Raw genomic sequence first — 22,169 nt, forward strand, 5'->3', positions numbered from 1 at the left:
ACTCCTATGGCACTGTCACTGGTGTAAGGGACAGAGAATTGGCAGCCGCTGGCGCTTGAGTGGTGTTCTCATAGCTAGGGCCAAGTAATGTTGCCACTGTCAGCACTTGGGGTGGGGTGGCATCGGGTGGGTAGAGTAGATCCACAATAACATCCCGTTTTTCACCTGGACGCATATTTAATGTCACTAATGGTTCTCCCCGCTGACCCCGCCGCTGTACCAAATGGACATAGCGCTCTTGAGCCTGTCCTAAATCATCTGTAAAGCGAACACGCACCGTTCCCCGGAAAAACACTTGGGGAGCCGGGGGTTCCAAAAATTGGAGGACGACACTGCGGTGATCTTGTTTGAGAGGGGTTTGCAGCGTTAGCACCACCGACTGGAACTGACGGGTATTGTTGACCAAGGGCAAGGTCAAACTATAGTGAACACCATAATTGCCATGGGCGTAGTAGGCGGTGTCTGGATAGCGTACTAACATGGGGGCACTTTGAATTTGACCCGTGCCAAGGGTACCTCGGTGGAGCGTACTAATGCCATAGGAGATGGCTCGCCCCGGTGCCGGAATCGTTAAAGCCTGTCCATGGGTTTGGCCATCGGTGAGGGTAGCTTGCCAGCGAGAGCCCTGACTGACACCGGCCACACGGCCATAGAAGAAGCGACCAAACTGACTACTATTGGGGGGCGTGGGTGGAATGTCGCGGGGGGTAACCAGTTGACCGCGATGGAGCATTGCCCACCATTCCTCTAGGGTGGGTGCCCGTTCGGTGCCCTGCTCGTTCATGCGGGCAAACATTGACATTTGCGCTAAGTAAATCGGGCCACTACTTTCTAAATACATCAGGGTGGAGCGGCCATTGGAGGAGGAGACTTCACCAAAGGGATTTGTATCCGGGATTAGGGGTAACTTGGGGCCGACGCTGCCATCGGCATTGAGCATAAACTCTGCCCGAACCCGATTGAGTACCGCATTGGGAAATTGAGTGGGCAACGGCAGCGGCAAATTCGCCAACATCCGCGCTTCGCGAGGGGGAATGGTTATCTGTGAGGGAAAGAACGTCTGCCGTACCCCCCGCAGCACTTGGTTGGTGACTCGACTCCCAGGCCCTGAAAAAACAAAGCCCGTGGGGTTATCGAGCATGGCGGGCAAATTGCGGAAGGGAGCATCTGGCGTACTTAAAAAACTAGCGGCTTGATGAAATCTCACCGTGACATAGCGATCCGTTGGGTTATAGGCCAACAGCCCCAAATAGAGGGTTGGCGTACTCACCGCCCGATTGGATTGGGTAATGTGGTGGGCAAAGACATCAAAGCGCCCCTCTAAGGGATAGTTGAGGTGAGCCGCCGGTTGCCATTTCCCGTGGGGTGGAAAGGTGGAGAGGAGAATTCCCTCAGAGCGCACCATCTCTGGACTGTTGCTGTTAAAGACGGGCACATCGTCTAATTGGCCGGGAAGTGGACGAATGTCTTGGGGAAAATAGGCAAAATTGGTGGGTGTGACGTAGGCCGTTGCAGCGGGTGGGGAAGGGACTTCAGGGGGTGGAACGTTGACGGGTACCGCATTGGCCTGAACAACAACATTCGAGCGAGGCGAATATTCCTGTACAACGGTGGATGAATGTTGGGGTGGAGTTGCTAGAGCGGCTTGTGCCACAAGAATGGGAGCAAGCATATTCGATCCAAACCACAGCATTACATGAGTGAGCAGTTCGCAAAAGTGAGGACAGGATCATCGTTTCTGCCCAAAAGTTGCATTCCCAAAGTATAGCCTAGGTTTGTAGAAAATCCGCTGAAGACCGCATAAAGCTCGCGGCATGAACGTAATTCTGGTTTAGCTTGCTGCGCGTAATACCAGCCTAGAACTGGGTTTCAGACTGCGCCAAGTGCTGATTAGAAAGTGGTCTAGGCCAATTCTCGATCGTTCAGTGTCCTATAGATTGAACACGCTCAACACTGTACAAGTTGATGCAGGATAGCCTCTGATCTGCTGGTGGTATTCCTTATTTTAGAGTAAGCTCTGTATCCCTAGATTGGCGTCAAATATTGAGAAAATCTAAAGAAACTCAACAAACTCTTAAGGTTTTTGCAGCGATGTTTATAATTCTCTCAGAAGCGGTAGCTGGCCGCCTGTGAGGATTGAGTGCTGTTCATTTTATGAAGCCCCGCATCTTAATCATTGATGATGATCCTGCGATCGCCGACGTCTTGGCAATAAACCTGCAAATGGCGGGCTACGAGGTCACTAAATCCTTAGATGGGATGCAAGGGCAAGCCCTCGCCGTGCAACTTTCGCCCGATCTAATTCTCCTTGACCTGATGTTGCCCCAAGTGGATGGCTTCACCATTTGCCAACGCCTGCGGCGTGATCCGCGTACCCAAGATGTTCCGATTTTGATGCTGACGGCTCTGAGCCAAACCCATAACAAAGTGGAGGGGCTTAACGCGGGTGCCGATGACTACCTCACCAAGCCCTTTGAATTGGAGGAAATGCTGGCCCGGGTACGTGCTCTTTTGCGACGAGCCGATCGCATTCCGGCAACCGCAGGCCATCGTGAAATCCTCAGCTATGGGCCATTGACACTAGTGCCTGAACGGTTTGAGGTCTCTTGGTTTGGCAAAATTATTAAGCTGACGCGCCTTGAATTTGAACTGCTGCACTGCCTGCTGCAACGCCACGGCCAAACCGTTTCCCCCAGTGAAATTCTCAAGGAAGTCTGGGGCTACGATCCCGACGATGACATTGAAACCATCCGTGTCCATATCCGCCACCTGCGGACAAAACTAGAACCGGATCCGCGGAATCCGCGCTATATCAAAACCGTCTATGGGGCTGGCTACTGTCTAGAACTGCCCAGTCAGATTGAGCCACCATCTGCATCCTAGGTTGGGTTGTTCGCAGTCGGTAGTTGTAGAGGCTTGAGGGGAACCGCTTGGGCAAAGACCTGCTCATTGATGGTTTCACCAATCTTGCTGAGGCGTTCTGCCACGGCTTGGCGAAAGCGAGTTTGTAGCTCGATCGCCAAACTAGAAAAGTCCGTGATGGCAGGGTTGAGGGTGAGGGTGTTCCCTGTTCGTGTTAGAATACCCGCTTTGACATAGTTGGCGATCGCCCGCTTAATCCCCTGCTGACCAATGCGCTGCTGCCGCCGACGAGCTTGCTCAAGAATAATATTTATCATTCTCTCAAAAGGGGCATTGCGGGGACGATAGGCAATTAACCACTGTCCCACCTGAGTCAGTAAAAAATCTGCCGCCACTTCATCGGCAAAGATACCACGATAGATCGAGACGGTGTGAATGGTTTGGGGACTGGAGGTGCGCAGGGTGTAGCGCTCAGGTAGGTTATTGCGCCAGCAGAGAATCGTTCTACCCAATTGACCATTCACCGCAACGCCAATTTGTAACTGATGGTGTGTGGTTAAGTAGGCCACTAATTCAGAGGGCTTGCAAAAGCCAAATCGCAGCGGATCCAATTGGGGGGCAACGGATCTCATTTCTAAAAATACGGTATTAAAGACCATACCCCTAGCCAATTCTCGCCGTCTTGTTGCATCAGTGGTGTAGTAGGAGAATAGCTCCAAAAGTTTTTCAGTTTCCCGTTGTTGAATCGCCAATGGCGGAATTTGTTCATAGTTCAACGGCTCAATGGGAAGACGCCGAGGTGAGGATGGCGCGGTGCGATTTTCTGGATTGGGTTGACGCGGGGGAGGCGTGCCGTTTCTGCCATTGGTGGCGGGGGCAGAATGAATGAAGGGATTCTCAAGGAAAATAAATTGGTGGCACACCCGCTGAAAGCTATCACTGGCGGCGTTACGGTAGGCACAGCCAATCACGGTTTTACCGTAATCCCGCAGGCGCAGGGCAATGGAGCCAAAGCCACCATCCCCGGAGATGAGTACAAAAGTATTGATGTCGGGATGTTGGTAGGCTAGATCAATGGCATCAAGGGCAAGTTGAATGTCCGCTGCATTCCGCTGATTGTGATTGCGACCATAGACGCCAACCCGCTCGATTTGCGATCGCTCCAGTTGAGCATTGAGGGCTTGGAGAATTTGATTTTGCCAGTTTCCATAGGCACGCTGGATGGCGATTTCCCCGAGATCAATAGTGCTTTTAATTGCCTCCAGAACGTTGTCTAGGGAAACAAGCTCATTCACTTTGGCGGGGTCTAGTCGCTGCCCTTGGTTAAAGACTAAGTTTTCAATATCGTAGAGGACAGCGGTTTTTAGGGCAGTTGCTGGGGGTTGGGGTCTTTGCAGAAGGGTTTGAATGGTTTGCAGAGCGGCACTCTGGGCGTGAATGGCTTCAATGAGTGGCTCAAGTTGCTGCGCCGTCGCCGTGTTAACAGCAGCGTCCCTTTGATTGTCCTTGAGGGTTTCCAGCCTCTGCATGATCTCGTTGTGAATCGGGTTCAGGGCTTCAGGAAGTGCTTGGTGCAGTTGCTGTTCAAGGTCAGTGAGTTGTCGGCGTTGTTGTTCGAGTTCTCGCAGCAGAAGTGCTTTGAGTGCGGTGGTCTCTGGGGAGGAGCAGAGGAAGGTGTGAATGTCTCGAAGCAGGCGATCGCTACGGCGTTGGTTCTTTTCAATAAGGGGCGCACCCGCAAGGGCACCGATGCCACTCCCTAAAAGGGTTGCTAAGGGTTGTTGGGGTTGAATCAGTGTGGCAATACCACCGAGGGCGATCGCGCTAACAGGAGCAATGAACCAAAGCTCTGGCTTCATTCAAAATGTGATAGGAATTACACGAATTAGGAAAATATGATAGCAAAAAATGTTTAGACACTGAGTTGGGCTTGGCGCAGTTGGCCACAGGCGGCTTGCCGATCCAGACCCCGCGATCGCCGAATACTGGCAGTAACCCCTAGGGCTTGCAGTTGGCTGAGAAATTGCCGCAAACGCTGCTCGGTGGGACGTTGATAGGCTGCCTCAGTAATGGGATTGTAGGGAATCAGATTGACATGGCTCTGAAAGCCCCGCAATAGCTGTGCTAGCTCCTCGGCGTGCTGGGGGCGATCGTTGACTCCCGCCAGAACCGTATATTCAAAGGTGATGCGGCGCCCCGTTTGCTGCACATAGGCACGACAATCGGCAATCAGTTGGCTGAGGGGATAGTGCTTGGCGCTGGGAATGAGCTGCTCCCGTAGGCCTTGGTTGGGGGCATGGAGGCTGACGGCAAGGGTGATTTGCAATTGATATTGTGCCAGTCGCTGAATTTGTTGGGGAATACCAACCGTTGAGAGGGTAATGTGCCGCTGACCAATACCAATGTCGCGGTTGAGACAGGTGACGGCCTGCAGGACAGCCTTTAGGTTCAGCAGGGGTTCCCCCATACCCATAAACACCACATGGCTGACGCGGCGCTCCATTTCACTTTGGATGGTGAGTACCTGATCGATGATTTCATGGCTCGCCAGATTGCGGCGATAGCCCCCTTTGCCCGTGGCACAAAAATCACAGGCCATTGGACAACCCACTTGGGAAGATACACACACCGTCAGGCGATCGCCACTGGGAATGCCCACCGTTTCAATGGTTTCGCCATCGGCTAAGGTCAACAGAAGCTTGACAGTGCCATCTTGGGCATCATGGCGATAGCGAACTTGAGAGCGGCCAATTTCTACCTCAGCGAGAGCGTCACGCCACTGCTTGGGAAAAACCGTAATCTCTTGGAGCGATCGCGCCCCCTTTTGATAGAGCCACTGATGGAGTTGTTGCGCCCGATAGCCGGGCTGCCCTTGGGCTTCGACCCATGCTTTCAACTCTACTGCGGACTGTCCCAGCAGCGCCATAGTGTTCAACCGCTTCACTTCCCCTTGATCCTAACAAACTGCCAACCTGCTCTTTTCTGGAATAGGGGCACAAGAAAGAACGCTGAGGCGCTGGGACAATTGCTTTGCAGTTTTGCTAAGAGCAGTTAATCTTTCTCTTGCTGACGGGTCAGCAGCACTAAAATTTGCGAGACCCCAGAGAATGCCAGCTGAGTTTTGTCCAAGATTGTGGCGCATGCAAGCACCTCTGGACTCAAATATTCTCCGAACGCACCGATATTCAAATACAGCCCCTTGACTAGGTTTGAGAGTTTTTGTTAGATTTAGAGGTGCTTGAAAATCTCTGAACCTATTCCCCAGAGCGGGATTGACAACTGAATACTGGCCGAGGCTAAAAATTTTACAGTCACAAAAAAACCAAGTGCCAGAGGTGCTTGAAAAGTGACTGTGCTAAGCTAGTCCTAGAGGCATTTCTAGGGCGCCGCTGTGCCTCTACCTTTGATGCCGTAAGGCGTTGAGCACCCTAGGTTATTAGAAAACTAATTAGTTAGTGGTTTGTGCCTCTACCTTTGATGCCGTAAGGCGTTGAGCACAAGAAGGGGAAGATCATCTTTCGGTTTAGGGCCAAGTGCCTCTACCTTTGATGCCGTAAGGCGTTGAGCACGCATTCAGTTGGATCAATATTACACTCCCAATATGGTGCCTCTACCTTTGATGCCGTAAGGCGTTGAGCACAATATTCCAAGAAGTACAACGCCCTGGTGCATTGTGTGCCTCTACCTTTGATGCCGTAAGGCGTTGAGCACTTTCTTCTGAGAGATTTATCCCTAATGCTATTATTGGGTGCCTCTACCTTTGATGCCGTAAGGCGTTGAGCACCAACTCTAGTCCACCCTCGAATTCGCGTTCAAGGGGTGCCTCTACCTTTGATGCCGTAAGGCGTTGAGCACAGGGTTGGGCTTTTGACTTGCTGCGGTAGATAGTTGTGCCTCTACCTTTGATGCCGTAAGGCGTTGAGCACGTCGCACAAATAAAAAATAACTCGAAAACAGAAATAGTGCCTCTACCTTTGATGCCGTAAGGCGTTGAGCACTAGTATTGCTTCTTTTGGTCGTGGTAGGTTAGTGGTGCCTCTACCTTTGATGCCGTAAGGCGTTGAGCACAGGCGTTGAGCACGATATAGTATTGCTTCTTTTGGGTGCCTCTACCTTTGATGCCGTAAGGCGTTGAGCACGCTTTTGGAGGGACGGGGGCCTTTTCGCGGTTTTTTCCGTGCCTCTACCTTTGATGCCGTAAGGCGTTGAGCACGCCTGACCCTCCTTCTGTTGGCTTTTGGCCTGACGTGCCTCTACCTTTGATGCCGTAAGGCGTTGAGCACATTATTAGGAGACCCTTTTTATGGGACTTTATGGTGCCTCTACCTTTGATGCCGTAAGGCGTTGAGCACTACTATTTACCAGAAAAATTCAAACTGTTGAAGTTTGAAGTGCCTCTACCTTTGATGCCGTAAGGCGTTGAGCACTCTTTGCCGCAAATACAACGTGACCGAACAACCCAGTGCCTCTACCTTTGATGCCGTAAGGCGTTGAGCACTTGATAGTCAAATATTTGGGATTGGGGCAGTTGTTTTGTGCCTCTACCTTTGATGCCGTAAGGCGTTGAGCACGTGTCGTAAACACGTATTTCATGGATTAACCTCCAAAGTGCCTCTACCTTTGATGCCGTAAGGCGTTGAGCACCAGGTCAAATTCATAATGAATGATTGTAGAGAAGTGCCTCTACCTTTGATGCCGTAAGGCGTTGAGCACTTTCCTTTGGCTTTGGGCCTGACCATCCTTCTGTGGGTGCCTCTACCTTTGATGCCGTAAGGCGTTGAGCACTAACTAGCAGCATCAAGTTTAGCTGATGGTTTGTTATCTAGTGCCTCTACCTTTGATGCCGTAAGGCGTTGAGCACTGACTCTAAAAGTTATTATTTATTAGATCTAACTGAGTGCCTCTACCTTTGATGCCGTAAGGCGTTGAGCACAGCTGCTCAGTCTGGAAACAGATTTGCAGTGGAACGTGCCTCTACCTTTGATGCCGTAAGGCGTTGAGCACATAATCCTAATAGTCGTTTACCTGTGAGTTGTACTTGTGCCTCTACCTTTGATGCCGTAAGGCGTTGAGCACAGTCCACTGCAAGTCTACTTCCAGACTGATTAGCTGTGCCTCTACCTTTGATGCCGTAAGGCGTTGAGCACAACACGGGGGTATCAATTGAAAAAGATTTCAACAGTGCCTCTACCTTTGATGCCGTAAGGCGTTGAGCACCCTAGGTTAGAACTTAAAGGTTAGAACTTAAAAATTGTGCCTCTACCTTTGATGCCGTAAGGCGTTGAGCACGATACAGACCAGAAGAGGTCAACAAACGTTCAACGTGCCTCTACCTTTGATGCCGTAAGGCGTTGAGCACTTATCGTGAAGCTGAAGGCAGCCCAACAAGAGCGGTGCCTCTACCTTTGATGCCGTAAGGCGTTGAGCACCAAAGGGATATTTTACCTGAATACGATTTTACGTGCCTCTACCTTTGATGCCGTAAGGCGTTGAGCACAAGGCGGGTGAAATGTCTTTCAGGTATCTTTACACGTGCCTCTACCTTTGATGCCGTAAGGCGTTGAGCACTTAATGCCCAACCTACTCCTAAAGAGCGTGAACTGTGCCTCTACCTTTGATGCCGTAAGGCGTTGAGCACTTTGTACACACGTACCAAAACAGCGTGGGTAGCTGCAGTGCCTCTACCTTTGATGCCGTAAGGCGTTGAGCACTGTTTGATCCAGAAAAATTCAAGTACATACATTCAATGTGCCTCTACCTTTGATGCCGTAAGGCGTTGAGCACACAGTACTGGATTTAGCAGCGGAGGATAGTTAAGGTGCCTCTACCTTTGATGCCGTAAGGCGTTGAGCACAATCTGGATGGCCATCCTCCTTTTGAACAATTGAAAGTGCCTCTACCTTTGATGCCGTAAGGCGTTGAGCACTTTTAATTCTGGAATAGTTAGATCAGTTCTAGTGGTGCCTCTACCTTTGATGCCGTAAGGCGTTGAGCACTCTTCTACACAGTTTTCTTCAAACCTATCTGACCGTGCCTCTACCTTTGATGCCGTAAGGCGTTGAGCACATTCTGAGAAGTTTTTCGTAAATCTATGCGATCTGTGTGCCTCTACCTTTGATGCCGTAAGGCGTTGAGCACTGTTCTTTCTTTTGATTTTTCAATGGGCGGCGACAGTGCCTCTACCTTTGATGCCGTAAGGCGTTGAGCACCAGGAGGGTTTGCTCCTGCTATTTGCGAACGAGGTGCCTCTACCTTTGATGCCGTAAGGCGTTGAGCACGACTTGCAGTGGCAGGATCTCTATTACCTGCCCGAGTGCCTCTACCTTTGATGCCGTAAGGCGTTGAGCACTATAAAGCATTTTGTATAGTATGGTAAAGCCTAGTGCCTCTACCTTTGATGCCGTAAGGCGTTGAGCACTTTGGAACCACACAATTTGGTTCCAAAACTAGCTTGTGCCTCTACCTTTGATGCCGTAAGGCGTTGAGCACATTCCCTAAAACTAACGTTTGAATATAAGGGAGTTGTGCCTCTACCTTTGATGCCGTAAGGCGTTGAGCACATTGATCGCCAAAGTTGAGAAATGGCGAAGATAAAGTGCCTCTACCTTTGATGCCGTAAGGCGTTGAGCACCTGGCGTGGAAAAAACCAGTAGAGACGGAAAAATTAAGGTGCCTCTACCTTTGATGCCGTAAGGCGTTGAGCACAGACCGGCAGCCTTGTCTATTTGCCAGCTGTCAGTGCCTCTACCTTTGATGCCGTAAGGCGTTGAGCACGTCCACCAAGCGATTATCCACCCCAATAACCTGTGCCTCTACCTCTGGCGTTGAGCACTGGATTCGCTCGGCAGCAGGGGCGGGAACTCGCATCACCCTTGATTTGCCGATGCCGTCAACAGTTGTTGCAGGTACATCTGTGCAGGGGAATAGTCAGGGTTAAATTCAAGGGTCTTTTGAAAATAGGCGATGGCGCGATCGCGCTCCTGAAGGGTCATGTAGGTAAAACCTAGACTATAGGCAGGTTGGGTGGTCATCCACTGGCGATCGAAGGGTTCAGCGCGATCGTAGGTTCCCTGCTCAAAGAGATCTAAACAGCGGTGAAAGTAGGGCAGTGCTCCGCGATGTAGACCCAATTCAAAGATGAGTAACCCCGCCACATAGAGCAGGGGCGGATAGCGATCAAAGAAGCGTAGGCCATAGCTGAGGTAATACTGAGCCGTTTCGTAGTCCTTGGCCTCAAAGGCGCGGTAGCTCACCCAAAAAAGGAGATGACGCAGCCATGTGGTGTCCTTCGGCAAAACTCCCTGTTCGACGGCAGGGGCAATTTGCTCAAGGGCTTGTTCATACCATGTTTGGGCGCGATCGCCATCGCCACAGGCGGCATAGTGATCCCCAAGACACACCAAGTTTTGCAGTCGGCGATCGCCCTGCTGCACCATTTTTTCGAGGATGGGGATATTGCGATCGCGAAGCTTTGCCAGAAACTGATCTGGCGTCTGTTGGTTGTGGTGAATGAGATAGACCCCCTGCAACTGACCCACCACTGTCTGCCGCTCCCGATAGTACAGTTGCTCATGGAGTGCCCCGGCAAAGTGAAGATCAGGAAAACGGCGGCCAAAGCGGACATTCCAAAACTCACTCCAGTTGAGATCCCTCGCCTGTTCACGACGCAGCAGACTCCACTGATTGATAATATGTGCACTTGCAGCGGTCAATTGGTCTCGCCATTGGGGATCCGTAACCACCAATTCTTCATCGGCATCAATGTAAAAGACCCACTCCCCGCTTGCGTGGGCTAGGGAGGCATTGCGGGCGGCGGCAAAATCCGCTTGCCAGACAATGGCATGGACATGGGGAGTAAATTCGTGGGCAATGGCGATCGTCTCATCGGTGGAACCCGTGTCCACAATAATGATTTCATCCACCCAAGGCCGCACCGACTGCAAGCAGCGCCGTAATTGATGGGCTTCGTTTTTGACAATCATGCACAGAGACAGCAGCGGAGCCATAGCAGCGAAGGCACTACAGCCGTTTGAGATACTTGGCTTCCAGCAAAAAGGCACCCCGCCCTAGGCGCACGACCCAATAGTTCCCCGGTTGCTGGCTGAGGATCACCCCTTCTTCACCGAGGGTGAGGATACTGGCGGGACGCAACATTGGCATTGGCTCCGCTGTTTTCACATAGGGGGGCAGTTCCACAAGGCGAACGCGATCGCCCACCGCAAAGGCTTCTTCCATTCCCACCAAAGGATGCTTGAAATTGGTAATACTGATAACACAATCTAATATACCGCCTCGACCTGTAGCGCTTTTGTCAAAAGTTTTAGAGTGTCTTCAAGTAGCTTAATAGGTCGGCCATGTCTTGGGGTTGGGCTTGAAACTTGGGCATGGGAGGGGTATTGCCACTGATAATTTGCTGGATGAGTTTTGTTTGCGATCGGCGGTGGCTAATCTGCACAAGGCTAGGGCCCACTTCGCCCTTGCCATCAATGCCATGACAACCCGCACAATTGAGAATAAAAATTTGCTCGCCGCGATTGGGATCGCCTACCGCCGCCCGTACGGATTGAATATAGGGATCCCGCAGGGGCAACAGCAGAGAAACCCCCCAACCGCCACCCACCACCAGCACGACCAAGACAGGCAGCAGCCAGCGCCATACCGTTGATCGAACCCCAACCGTGTTGACTAAACTCATTCACTTATCGGGAAAGATTAAAAATTGTTTATTATTGTTACAACTGCATTCTAAACCCTGCACTCAGCCAGATTCAAGCCACTAAGTAAAAATTCCTAAACTGCGGTGCCATTGCCCTGAAAGCGATGATAGACCGTGCGCAATGCCTCGCGATCGCCGACATTACCGGGGAACAGCACCACTGGTAATGCGGGAAAACGGGGATGATCAGCACCCGTGCGCACCACGGAGCAGCCCGGAATCACTTGCCCCAAGAGGCGAACCGCGGCTAAGTTTAAGCCCTTACTCAGCACATCGTTGGAGGTGATGCCCCCCTTGCTGATCAGATAGCGCAAATCGGCGGGCAACTGCTGGACGATCGCCATCAGCACTTCCGAGACTCGCTGCCCAAAGGCTAACCGTGTCACTGCATCTGCGAAGGTGAGTTCCTCACGACTGGTAAAGATGACGGGGGTTTTCTCACTGGCGATCGCCTGATCCACTGCCGCCAAGACTTCGTTGATGATGTCAGGTTCAGCCGCCCCACTGTCGCGCAATCGTGCCACAGGCACTTCAATGGGAAACACATCGGGTTCCTCCAGCAAAGCGGTCAGTTGTTCAGTGGTTTTGCGCACGTGGGAACCCACCAAAATCGCACCATAGCGGCCAGGGCGGCAATAGGTGGCCATTGCCTCTGGGGGGGTGGGCTGGGGCGGCAGCTGCGCTAAGGCCGTGAGCAAACTGGCAGCACTGCGGAACAAAAAGCGTTTTCCTTGACTGGCAAGCTCAAGCACTGCTGCTGCAAACTGGTCTAAATCCTCTTGGCTCTCGGCATCCACTACGCCACAGACATTGCCTTGTAACTGGGTCAAGCGGCTGCGCAGGGTCTCTGGATTGCGCACATCGGCAAGGACAAAACGCTCTACGGCTGCGGCGGGGATGCGCCCTTGGGTCTTTTCGGCCACATAGTCGGGTAAGTAGCTGTGGTGATAGCCAAAGACGGAATCGCGGGCAAACTCCGTTTCATGGACGGGCACCGGCTGACCTGCAACCAGCAGATAGTGCTGGCTATCACGGGTAATGCGCCCTCCCTCTAGAAAGGCAGGCACCAGAAAGTGGGCATCAAAGGGTCCCAGTTCAGCGGCAATCACGTCGGTTTCAAGGGGGTAGTGGCCGCGGAGGGTGGAGTCGGAACGGCTGACAACCATGTAATCGGTGGTGCCGGTTTGGGCGATCGCCGCCTTCAAATGACAGCAGACGGTGCGCGTGACCTCCGCTGCGATTTCTGGAGGCAAAGCACGGGTATTGGTGAGGATAAAGAAAATGGGCACAGGATCGGTGAGGCCACGACAGAGGGTATCCACATCCCAGCGGGTCAACAGCAGGCAACTGTGCACCGTTTGCGAACCGGTGGGGTCATCATCTAGGACAATAATTTTTGGGCGCGTCACCGCGGGCATCTCCGACACTCTTTCGTTTGCAGTTTATCATTGGGGCGATCGCTCTCCTGAAGGAAGAACCATTGCAGTCTCCTATTGGCTTGCCAAAGCCCTCCTGAGTAAGCCGGGTTTTGGGTACAAAGGGCGCAGACTTAGACGCTGAAATACTTGGCGGTGGGATGGTAGCAGATGATCGCCGTGGTGGATTGCTCAGGGTAGAGTTGTTCACTCTCGTCCATGTACATCCCCATGCGATCACTCTGGAGGAGTCGCAGCAGCGTATATTGATCCTGCATATTCGGGCAGGCAGGATAGCCAAAGCTATAGCGGGAGCCTTGGTAGCGCTGGGCAAGAATATCGCGAATCGACTCTGGATCGGGAGTGCAGCCCAATTCACGGCGAATGCGGGCATGACACCACTCTGCGAGGGCTTCCGCCGTTTGCACCGCCATGCCGTGGAAGTAGAGGTAGTCACTGTATTGATTGGCCGCAAATAGCTCCTGCGCCACTTGGGTAGCAATTTCACCAACGGTTACCGCCTGCATGGGAAAGACATCAATGATGCCCGATGCCACAGGGGCAAAAAAGTCGGCAATACAGAGGCGACGCCCCCTCTTTTGGCGAGGGAAGGTAAACTGGGCGATCGCCCGCTCAGGGACGCAGGCACTTTTGTCACCAACCCGCTGCAGATCGTAGATATAGACCGTGTTACCCTCACTTTGGCAGGGGAAGTAGCCATAAATCAGTTCAGGATGGAGTAGGTTTTCCGCAAGGATGCGCTGTTTCCACTCCTCAAGGATGGGATAGACCTTCTCGGCAAGGAAGGCATCATAGGTGGCACGGTCTTGATCCTTGGGTTTGCGAAACTGCCACTGACCCGCAATCAGGGCTTGGAGATCCAGATAGGCAAAGACCTCAGAAAGGGGAATCTGATCCGCCTTGAGGTGACGAATGCCCCAGAAGGGGGGTGTGGGGCGGGGAATCTCCAGCGCAACAGCGTCAGAACGGCGTGTATCTACTACTTCTGGCGTTTCGGGTTCAGTCACCGAGGGGGGGGCCGGTGTGGCCTCTGCCTCTGGGGGAGAGACCGTTGTGCCATCCAAAAATCCTTGGCGATCGTCCCACTGCCCTGCGGCCTTGGCACTCATCAGCCGATCCATAAAGTGCAAATCGGCAAAGGCATCCTTGCCGTAGATCACTTGACCGTGGTAGGTGGCGCGGCAATCCTCGTAGACAAACTTGGGTGTGAGGGCCGCCCCCCCCAGAATCACGGGAACGGTAATGCCTCGCTCATTAAAGACCTCCAGATTCTCCTTCATAAAGGCGGTGGATTTCACTAAAAGGCCGCTCATGGCAATGCAGTCTGCCTGATGTTCTTTGTAGGCTTGGATGATATTTTCAACGGGTTGCTTAATCCCCAAGTTAATCACCCGATAGCCATTGTTGGTGAGGATAATATCCACCAAGTTTTTGCCAATATCATGGACATCCCCCTTCACCGTGGCAATCACAACCGTGCCCTTGGCGGTGTCCCCCGTGGCCGATTTCTCCATAAAGGGTTCGAGGTAGGCAACGGCGGCCTTCATCGTTTCTGCGGACTGCAAGACAAAGGGCAGTTGCATCTGCCCAGCGCCAAAGCGTTCGCCCACCACCTTCATGCCATCGAGCAAGAAGGTATTGATAATTTCAAGGGGAGTATAGGTTTCAAGGGCTTTGGCGAGGGTGTCCTCCAGCCCCAAGCGATCGCCATCAATAATGTGGCGCTTTAGCCGCTCCTCAATGGGCAGGTTCTCCACCTGCGAGCGATCCGGTTGGGTGGTTTTGCCCTCAAAGAGGCGGGTCAGCTCCGCAAGGGGGTCGTAGACACACACGTCCCCCTCAAAGCGCCGCCGATCATAGATCAGATCACGGCACACTTCTTGGTGCTCTGGCTCAATTTTGGCCAAGGGCAGAATCTTGGCAGCACTGACAATGGCAGCATCCATGCCCGCCTGCATCGCCTCATGGAGAAACATCGAGTTCAGGACTTGCCGCGCCGCTGGATTTAACCCAAAGGAGATATTCGAGACCCCCAGCAAAATATGACAGCCGGGGAGTTCAGCGCGGATACGGCGAATGGCGGCAATGGTTTCCCGACCGTTGACCCGATCCTCCTCAATCCCTGTGGAAATCGGCAGTGCCAAAGGGTCAAAGAAAATCTCGTAGGGGGGAATGCCGTAGTCAAGGGCGGCTTTATAAGCCCGTTCAGCAATGGCAAACTTTTTCTCAGCCGTTCGTGCCATCCCCTCTTCATCAATCGTGCCGACCACAACGCCAGCGCCGTAGGTTTTTGCCAGTTCCAAAACTTTGTAAAAGCGGGGTTCACCATCCTCGAAGTTGGTGGAGTTGAGCAGGCATTTGCCCCCCGCCACTTTGAGTCCCGCTTCCATCTTTTGCCACTCCGTAGAGTCAAGCATCAGGGGCAGGGTGACATTGGTAACCAACCGCGACACCAACTCGTGCATATCCCGCACGCCATCGCGCCCCACATAGTCCACATTGACATCAAGGATGTGGGCACCTTCACGCACTTGGGCACGGGCAAGGGCAACGAGGCCATCCCAATCTTCGGCATTGAGGAGATCGCGGCATTTTTTCGAGCCACTGGCATTGAGCCGCTCACCAATAATCAGGAAGGAATTCTCTTGGTCGTAGGGCTGCGGGCTGTAAATCGAAGCAGCCGCGGGAATCCGTTGGGGCGATCTCGCCTTGGGGGTCAAGGTCGCTGCAATCTCCGCCAGAGCAGCAATGTGATCCGGTCGAGTGCCACAACAGCCGCCAATCACTTGCACCCCAAAGTCCTCGACAAAGCGGGTCAGAGCCAGCCGCAATTCCATCGGCGTTAATTTGTAGTAGGCACAACCACCAATGTTCTCAGGCAAGCCGGCGTTGGGAATGCAGGAAATCACAAAGGGGGAGTGCTGCGAGAGGTAGCGGATATGCTCCGTCATCAGGTCAGGCCCCGTGGCGCAGTTGAGTCCCAAAATATCAATGGGATAGGGTTCCAGAATCGTCAGGGCAGCACCAATTTCCGAGCCAACCAGCATCGTGCCCTGCTGCTCCATCGTCACGGAAACCATCAGCGGTCGGCGTTCTCCCCGCTCCCGAAAGACGGCTATCACCCCATTGAGGGCGGCTTTGATTTGCAGCACGTCTTGGCAGGTTTCAATAATAAATAGGTCAACCCCACCGTCAAAGAGGCCCGCCGCTTGCTCGCGAAAGGCAGTGTAGAGGGTGTCGTAGTCAATGTGGCCAAGGGTGGGGAGTTTGGTGCCGGGACCCATCGAGCCAGCAACAAAGCGGGGTTTTTCGGGGGTGCTAAATTCGGCGGCCACGGACTTGGCCAGTTCGGCGGCTTTCTTGCTAATTTCGTAGGCGCGATCGCCCAAATTGTATTCACTAAGAACAATCGAGGATGAGCCAAAGGTATCCGTTTCAATGACATCCGCCCCCGCTGCCAAAAAATCGCGATGCACCTTGGCCACCGCCTCTGGCTTGCTGATCACCAGATATTCATTGCAGCCTTCGTACGCCTTGCCACCAAAGTCCTCTGCCGTCAGGTTTTGCGCCTGAAGATTCGTGCCCATTGCGCCATCAAAGACAATGACACGCCGCGGTTCTGCATGGAGATACTCAAGAAACGACATAGACATCCACCAAGGCCAGCCGATTTGCACCAGAGGGTTCTTCTGATTTTAATCTCTCCGGGAGCGGTACAGCCCTTTGCTCACGGATGAAACTGACAGCTCGGCCTTGACACTTCTTGGGACAAAAAAATTAGGGGTGCAGAAAAAATAGAATTCAACACCCCCCTTCAAAAAACTGAGTACTCAGCCTGTTTTTGATGACAGTATTTCTCTGTTCTTGCTATGTTAGACAAAAAGTCCTACTGCCATCGTAGCATACTTGACAGCCTTCATCGCGTATGTAACAGCCTTGAAGATCGTCTCAATGAACACAAAGAATCCAAACATTGGTTACCTCCTTGAAGAAGTCTTTCTAATTAATTTTCATGTTAGCAGGATTCACTAAAATCATTGAATCCTGTAATAAAGCTTAACTTTCTGCCAAAACCAATGCCGACCCATGGCTGTTAAAAAATCGTCGTCGTCAGCGGCATAGCCTTAAGACAAATATGCAAACGGACGAGTTGGGGGCGTTCGTCTGAATTGGGGAAATGGCACCCTAGTCCATCCTTTGAATCGTCGGCAGAGAAAATTGACTAGCGTAACGCATCCCTCCCCGGAGAGTGTGCAGTCTGGGAGGCGGCTAATTCTTGAGCCAACAGTTGCTGGTAAATCTCTTCGAGGTGGGGTGTGATCAGGTTGCTTTCAAGGCCGTAGCCCAGACTAGTCCACGTATCCGACAGTAGGGCAAAAACTTCCTGTACACGCCCCTCCCGCAACAGTTGGGGAATATCGGCATTCCAAGCAGCCGGATCTGTCAGCCAGCGATAGACCACCTGATCTTGATACTCTGGGGCAAAGCTATAGCCCTGCCAAAACCAGCTCGGCGGTTGGGGATGATAGCGGGCGGCTTTTTCTGCCCAAGTGGTGGTGAGAAATTGATAGCGGCCTGCGGCGGTGGTACATAGGTGCTGATTGGGACCGCGGCGAATGGGAATACAGCGATCGGGATGCTGGCTGAGGTCTTGGATGTGCTCGCCACCATAGAGCAGGGTGTAGGGATTGGCGTCGTTGGCCTCACTGGCAGAAATGGTGCGCATCAGTGCCCGTACATAGGGATCACCCCCCTGCATGACTAAGGGGGCAATTTGACCCGGCTGCCAGCGGTACCAGTACCACCAGAGGGCACTTGAACGCGACCCAAAAAAGAAATAGCCCATGCCCACTAGAAGAGCGATCGCCAGCAACCAACGGGAAAACCGCACCAACTGATCCTCACACTGCCGCAATTGAGCGGAATAACTCTGGATAGGCGGCTGGGGTTTGATCAGGACGGCTGACCACCTCAAAAATTTTGTTGTAGGCACTCGGCTCGCCCAAGGCGGCGACACAGATCTCCGCCACCTGCGATCGCGCGATACTCCCCTCAAAGAGGGTATCTGCTGGGGCAATGGTCGGAAAGCCACCGTCATCGGTTTCCTTTAGCCCCCCCGGCCGCACAATCGTGTAAGTTAGACCGCTTTCTTGGAGATAACGTTCTGCCTGCTGCTTCCAATACAAAATCAGCCAAAAAAGATTCAGAGGATGGAAAAATTGCGAGACACACAGCGACGAGACGAGAATAAACTGCTGCACATGGGCAGCTTTGGCGGCATCCACCAGATTCTTGGTGCCCAGATAATCCACACTTAGGGGTTCCAAGGGGTTGAGGCTGGGGCTGGCTCCCGTGGCACAGATGACTGCTTCACACTCTTTGAGCGCTGGGGGCAGCGTCTGCGGCTGGGTCACATCAGCGGTGCGAATCTCTACCGTTGGCCAGCGCCCTTGGGCTTTGGCGGGATTGCGCACAACCGCGATCGCCTGATGCTCAGACGCTTGTAGGGCATTCACAATGCGATGACCTGTGCGACCTGTGGCACCAACCACTGCAACCTTCACAGCACGTCCCTCCGATGGCAACGCCTTTGATCATAGGGGAATATCCCAGTCTTCTTCATCCTCTGGGGGAGCGTCCTTGGGGGGTGGCGGCGTCAGAATGCGGTATTCGGCATCCACCACCTGATCGGGGGGCGGTGGGGCTTTGGCGGTGGCTTTGCGGGAAGGGCGATATTGGTACGAGTAGGTCGTGCGGGGGCGATCTTGAATCTCTGGTTCGCGGGGTGCTGGCTCAGGCTCGCTAAACCAATCCTCCACATCGCTGGTATCGATCTCTGGTTCATCCTCCGGCGGACGCATCGAGGCATCCAGTTCTGGTTCAGGGGGTTGCGATCGCGGGGTTGGCCGTGCTACTGGCGCTGGCGCTTCTGCGGTTAGCCAGAGTAAACACTGCCCCGCCACGATTCCTGAGAGGGCTGCCACCACAAGCCAAGCAGCAAGGGGGAGCGCCGGAGTTTGCTGTCCCAAAAAGCGCAGGGAGACCAGCGGTTGCCAATTTTGGACGACCAGTGTACTGAGCAGGGCGATCGCCCCCAGATAAATCCAAGCGCGCATTAGGAAAGGGGTCCTTGCCAACGTTGCAGCGGCACACAATCTAACCCTAACTGATCAAGGGCACGGGCGATGACAAAATCCACCAGATCCTCAATGGTCTGCGGCCGGTGATACCACGCAGGGATGGCGGGTACAATTCGCGCCCCGGCCATTGCCAATTGGGTGAGGTTTTGCAAGTGAATCAGACTAAAAGGCGTTTCGCGGGGCACCAGCACTAATGGACGGTGTTCCTTGAGGTGGACATCCGCCACCCGCTCTAGGAGATCGGAACTCAGGCCTGCCGCCAACTTAGCGACCGTACTCATACTACAGGGGAGAATCACCATGCCCAAGGTGCGAAAGGAACCGCTGGCGATCGCCGCTGCCACATCCGTTGGCCGATGACAGGTGAGGGAACCTTCCCAGACTTGCGCCTGTTCGCGCCAAAACAGTTCCTGCTTATCGGGCTGAATCGGCAGGGTGAGGCCATATTCTGCTTGCCACACCTGATGCACGGCCTTTGATGCCACTAATTGAATAGGATAGTCCGCCTGTAATAGAAATTTAATGGCACGCACTGCGTAAATCAGACCAGACGCACCCGTTACACCCAAAACAATTGGCAAAGAAGAGGAGGTCACAACCGCGATCACCAAACAAAACCGTTATAAGGTTAACAAAGTTAGGGCAACCACCCCCTTTTGATGCACTGCAATCCCGCCCAACGCGACTTGGTAAATGCCCATGACAGCGCCTGACCCTGCATTTTCTTCCCCCAGTGAGTGGGCAGCCGTCTCTCCCGAAGTGCTCGGGGAGTTATTTGATGCGGCCTTGTTGGAGGGACTCGTGAGTAGTGAAACCCCAGACTTAGAAGCACTGTTTCAAGATTTGACTCCCCTCGATCTCAAACCAGCAGCGGGTGCGATCGCCCCCGAACAGTGGCAACAACTGCAAGCCCAACACCAGCAAATTACCCAGCACCTTGAGGAAACCCTGACCTATCTTGCCAAGGTGAAAGCATTGGCCTACCAGCTTCAGGCCGTGGCCAGTGAGTTTGTGCCCACCCCCAAGTATCGGCGCCGCCAACCGCCCCCTCCCCATCCCTTGGAATATCTCACGGCTGAACTCCTGCGGGCGATCGCCCACACCCAAGCCAGTTTAGAACCGGTCTATGAACCCCTCCATCAACTGGGGGAAACCCTCAATGGTACCTCGACGCCACAGATTAGCGAATTTCCCCTAGAGCCTTAGTTAGGGGGCATGCGGGGTGGCTCCAATTGCGGTCCACCGGGGATGCTACTGGGGGGTATCGGTAGCGGCTCAGGACTGGGCAGGCTTTCTGGAGTGGGAACTGGGGTTGGACTGGGTTCCGCGGTGGGTGTTGGTGTGGGTGTCGGAGTGATTGTAGGTTGAGGCTTCGGCGTGGAGGCTTTAACTGCCAGTTGCAGCAGTTCCGGCACAGTGACAAAGCGATAACCTTTTTGCCGTAGGCGACGAATCAGCGTGGGGAGAGCTTTGCGGGTAGTGGCGCGATCGCCGCCGCCATCGTGGAGCAAAATAATACTACCCGGCTTCACTTCCTTAAGGGTGCGCTCAACAATGTCCGCTGCTGTGGTGTTGGGGCGGGTGTCGTGGGTATCCACCGACCACAGGATGATGGCGTAGTTTTTCGACTTGGCATAATCCACTAGCCCCGTGGTCAGATTGCCCCCCGGTGGCCGAAACAGGCGCGTTTGCGCTTGGCTTTGCTTGGCAATGAGCGCAGAGGTGTTTTCAATTTCTTGCTTGGCGACTTCAGGATCAACGGGCTGATAGGGATGACTCCAACTATGGTTGCCAACGGCATGACCGGCTTTGACAATGTCAGCAATGATATTGGGGTACATGAGGGCGTGCTTGCCAAGAACAAAAAATGTGGCCTTGACCTCCTCCTCCTTGAGAATTTGCAGCACTTGGCGGGTTGAGGTTCCCCAAGGGCCATCATCAAAGGTCAGCGCCACCACTTTTTCGGGCTTCAAGGGTTTGACTTGATAGACCAACTGCCCCCAAAATTTGCTAGGACTGAGAAAGCGTGGCACATCCGCTGCTAGCGTTGCCGATGCTGCAAACAAGGCCAAGACCACCGACAGGTGCCACTGCCGTCCCATGGATACTCCTTGAGCGATGGTGACTTAGGGGGCGATCGGCGTTGGCTCCTTCAGCAGTGGAAATCCTAGGGCTTCCCGTTGTTGGACATAGGCTTGGGCGACGCGCCGTGCCAGTCCCCGAATGCGACCAATGTAGCGCGTGCGCTCTGCCACCGAAATCACACCACGGGCATCCAGCAGGTTAAAGGTGTGGGAACACTTGAGCACATAATCCAAGCTGGGTAGTACCAACTGCTTTTCCAGAAGCTGCTCCGCCTCCTGCTGGTAGAGACTAAAAAGGGTGAACAATCGTTCCGGGTCAGAGGCTTCAAAGTTGTACGTGGATTGCTCGATTTCCCCTTGGAGATGGACATCGCCATAGGTGAGCGTGGGGTTCCAACGAATGCTGGCGATCGCATCCACCTCTTGGAGGTACATGGTCAACCGTTCCAAACCATAGGTAATTTCAATGGAGACCGGCCGACAATCTAAGCCACCACACTGCTGGAAATAGGTAAACTGCGTTACCTCCATGCCATCGAGCCAGACCTCCCAGCCCACCCCCCATGCGCCAACGGCCGCATCCTCCCAGTTGTCTTCAACAAAGCGAATGTCATGCTCCTGGGGGCGAATGCCAAGGGCACGCAGCGACTCCAAATAGATTTCTTGGATATTGTCAGGAGAGGGCTTAATCAGCACTTGGTACTGGTAGTAGTACTGATAGCGGTTAGGATTCTCGCCATAGCGGCCATCCCCCGGTCGGCGACAGGGTTCGACATAGGCCACTGCCCAAGGCTCAGGGCCGAGGGCACGCAAAAAGGTATGGGGGCTTTTGGTACCGGCGCCCTTTTCCACATCGTAGGGCTGGGCAATCAGGCATCCCTGAGCCGCCCAAAATTGGTGCAGTGTGGCAATAACGTCCTGAAAGTACATG

General features: G+C 53.3%; 16 protein-coding genes and 1 CRISPR repeat array. Of the genes, 2 read left to right on the top strand and 14 right to left on the bottom strand.

What is annotated here, in order from left to right; all coding sequences use genetic code 11:
- Positions 1–4 precede the first annotated feature (4 nt).
- Positions 5–1,672 carry a DUF3370 domain-containing protein gene (locus M0644_RS09570; RefSeq protein ID WP_286625502.1) on the bottom strand — a complete coding sequence of 556 codons (1,668 nt, stop codon included), beginning with the start codon at positions 1,670–1,672 and terminating at the stop codon, positions 5–7.
- 482 nt (positions 1,673–2,154) lie between these two features.
- On the opposite strand from M0644_RS09570, the gene M0644_RS09575 reads away from it, so the two are divergent.
- Positions 2,155–2,883 (top strand): response regulator transcription factor, encoded by a 729-nt coding sequence (locus M0644_RS09575; RefSeq protein ID WP_286625503.1) that lies wholly within the window; start codon positions 2,155–2,157, stop codon positions 2,881–2,883.
- Here M0644_RS09575 and M0644_RS09580 read toward each other — a convergent pair.
- The 11 genes from M0644_RS09580 to M0644_RS09630 form a co-directional block, all read right to left on the bottom strand.
- Entirely contained in the window at positions 2,880–4,721 is a 1,842-nt protein-coding gene (locus tag M0644_RS09580) for an NYN domain-containing protein (protein WP_286625504.1), read from the bottom strand. The two genes, M0644_RS09575 and M0644_RS09580, sit on opposite strands and share 4 nt — an antisense overlap.
- A gap of 53 nt (positions 4,722–4,774) precedes the next feature.
- Positions 4,775–5,788 (bottom strand): 23S rRNA (adenine(2503)-C(2))-methyltransferase RlmN, encoded by a 1,014-nt coding sequence (rlmN, locus tag M0644_RS09585; protein ID WP_149821791.1) that lies wholly within the window; start codon positions 5,786–5,788, stop codon positions 4,775–4,777.
- Between the two features lie 465 nt (positions 5,789–6,253).
- Positions 6,254–9,704: direct repeats of the CRISPR family, unit length 36 nt; unit sequence GTGCCTCTACCTTTGATGCCGTAAGGCGTTGAGCAC.
- Between the two features lie 24 nt (positions 9,705–9,728).
- The gene (locus tag M0644_RS09590) at positions 9,729–10,844 is read right to left on the bottom strand and encodes a glycosyltransferase family 2 protein (protein ID WP_286625505.1); all 1,116 of its coding nucleotides are present in this window, start codon (positions 10,842–10,844) and stop codon (positions 9,729–9,731) included.
- Between the two features lie 37 nt (positions 10,845–10,881).
- Entirely contained in the window at positions 10,882–11,097 is a 216-nt protein-coding gene (gene sipA / locus M0644_RS09595; protein ID WP_190278054.1) for a regulatory protein SipA, read from the bottom strand.
- A gap of 85 nt (positions 11,098–11,182) precedes the next feature.
- On the bottom strand, positions 11,183–11,557 hold the full coding sequence (locus M0644_RS09600; RefSeq protein WP_286625508.1) for a cytochrome c: 375 nt from the start codon (positions 11,555–11,557) through the stop codon (positions 11,183–11,185).
- Positions 11,558–11,652: 95 nt separating this feature from the next.
- The gene (locus tag M0644_RS09605) at positions 11,653–12,996 is read right to left on the bottom strand and encodes a four-carbon acid sugar kinase family protein (RefSeq protein WP_286625509.1); all 1,344 of its coding nucleotides are present in this window, start codon (positions 12,994–12,996) and stop codon (positions 11,653–11,655) included.
- A 131-nt stretch (positions 12,997–13,127) separates the two neighbouring features.
- On the bottom strand, positions 13,128–16,667 hold the full coding sequence (gene metH, locus M0644_RS09610; protein WP_286625510.1) for a methionine synthase: 3,540 nt from the start codon (positions 16,665–16,667) through the stop codon (positions 13,128–13,130).
- Between the two features lie 569 nt (positions 16,668–17,236).
- On the bottom strand, positions 17,237–17,860 hold the full coding sequence (locus tag M0644_RS09615) for a lysozyme (protein ID WP_399363236.1): 624 nt from the start codon (positions 17,858–17,860) through the stop codon (positions 17,237–17,239).
- Positions 17,861–17,915: 55 nt separating this feature from the next.
- The gene (locus M0644_RS09620; protein WP_286625513.1) at positions 17,916–18,578 is read right to left on the bottom strand and encodes an SDR family oxidoreductase; all 663 of its coding nucleotides are present in this window, start codon (positions 18,576–18,578) and stop codon (positions 17,916–17,918) included.
- A gap of 30 nt (positions 18,579–18,608) precedes the next feature.
- Entirely contained in the window at positions 18,609–19,130 is a 522-nt protein-coding gene (locus M0644_RS09625; protein WP_286625514.1) for a hypothetical protein, read from the bottom strand.
- Positions 19,130–19,750: a flavin prenyltransferase UbiX gene (locus M0644_RS09630; RefSeq protein ID WP_286625515.1), complete on the bottom strand. Its 621-nt coding sequence runs from the start codon at positions 19,748–19,750 to the stop codon at positions 19,130–19,132. The genes M0644_RS09625 and M0644_RS09630 overlap by 1 nt, the downstream gene beginning before the upstream one ends.
- 103 nt (positions 19,751–19,853) lie before the next feature.
- Here M0644_RS09630 and M0644_RS09635 point away from each other — a divergent pair, with 103 nt between their 5' ends.
- Entirely contained in the window at positions 19,854–20,360 is a 507-nt protein-coding gene (locus M0644_RS09635) for a hypothetical protein (protein ID WP_190278058.1), read from the top strand.
- Here M0644_RS09635 and M0644_RS09640 read toward each other — a convergent pair.
- Together M0644_RS09640 and glyQ are read right to left on the bottom strand one after the other, a co-directional pair.
- Positions 20,357–21,256: a polysaccharide deacetylase family protein gene (locus tag M0644_RS09640; RefSeq protein WP_286625516.1), complete on the bottom strand. Its 900-nt coding sequence runs from the start codon at positions 21,254–21,256 to the stop codon at positions 20,357–20,359. The genes M0644_RS09635 and M0644_RS09640 overlap by 4 nt on opposite strands.
- Before the next feature lie 24 nt (positions 21,257–21,280).
- Entirely contained in the window at positions 21,281–22,168 is an 888-nt protein-coding gene (glyQ, locus tag M0644_RS09645) for a glycine--tRNA ligase subunit alpha (RefSeq protein ID WP_286627183.1), read from the bottom strand.
- Between the last annotated feature and the right edge of the window lies 1 nt (position 22,169).

The sequence above is a fragment of the Thermosynechococcus sp. B1 genome (genome assembly GCF_030322985.1).
Lineage (GTDB): Bacteria > Cyanobacteriota > Cyanobacteriia > Thermosynechococcales > Thermosynechococcaceae > Thermosynechococcus.

Bases quoted from the DNA above. Each gene is read 5' to 3' on its own strand.
- M0644_RS09580 (WP_286625504.1), bottom strand. From the start codon at position 4,721: ATGAAGCCAGAGCTTTGGTTCATTGCTCCTGTTAGCGCGATCGCCCTC.
- M0644_RS09600 (WP_286625508.1), bottom strand. From the start codon at position 11,557: ATGAGTTTAGTCAACACGGTTGGGGTTCGATCAACGGTATGGCGCTGG.
- sipA (WP_190278054.1), bottom strand. From the start codon at position 11,097: ATGGAAGAAGCCTTTGCGGTGGGCGATCGCGTTCGCCTTGTGGAACTG.
- metH (WP_286625510.1), bottom strand. From the start codon at position 16,667: ATGTCTATGTCGTTTCTTGAGTATCTCCATGCAGAACCGCGGCGTGTC.
- M0644_RS09570 (WP_286625502.1), bottom strand. From the start codon at position 1,672: ATGCTTGCTCCCATTCTTGTGGCACAAGCCGCTCTAGCAACTCCACCC.
- M0644_RS09575 (WP_286625503.1), top strand. From the start codon at position 2,155: ATGAAGCCCCGCATCTTAATCATTGATGATGATCCTGCGATCGCCGAC.
- M0644_RS09605 (WP_286625509.1), bottom strand. From the start codon at position 12,996: ATGCCCGCGGTGACGCGCCCAAAAATTATTGTCCTAGATGATGACCCC.
- M0644_RS09635 (WP_190278058.1), top strand. From the start codon at position 19,854: ATGACAGCGCCTGACCCTGCATTTTCTTCCCCCAGTGAGTGGGCAGCC.
- M0644_RS09625 (WP_286625514.1), bottom strand. From the start codon at position 19,130: ATGCGCGCTTGGATTTATCTGGGGGCGATCGCCCTGCTCAGTACACTG.
- M0644_RS09640 (WP_286625516.1), bottom strand. From the start codon at position 21,256: ATGGGACGGCAGTGGCACCTGTCGGTGGTCTTGGCCTTGTTTGCAGCA.
- rlmN (WP_149821791.1), bottom strand. From the start codon at position 5,788: ATGGCGCTGCTGGGACAGTCCGCAGTAGAGTTGAAAGCATGGGTCGAA.
- glyQ (WP_286627183.1), bottom strand. From the start codon at position 22,168: ATGTACTTTCAGGACGTTATTGCCACACTGCACCAATTTTGGGCGGCT.
- M0644_RS09615 (WP_399363236.1), bottom strand. From the start codon at position 17,860: ATGGGCTATTTCTTTTTTGGGTCGCGTTCAAGTGCCCTCTGGTGGTAC.
- M0644_RS09590 (WP_286625505.1), bottom strand. From the start codon at position 10,844: ATGATTGTCAAAAACGAAGCCCATCAATTACGGCGCTGCTTGCAGTCG.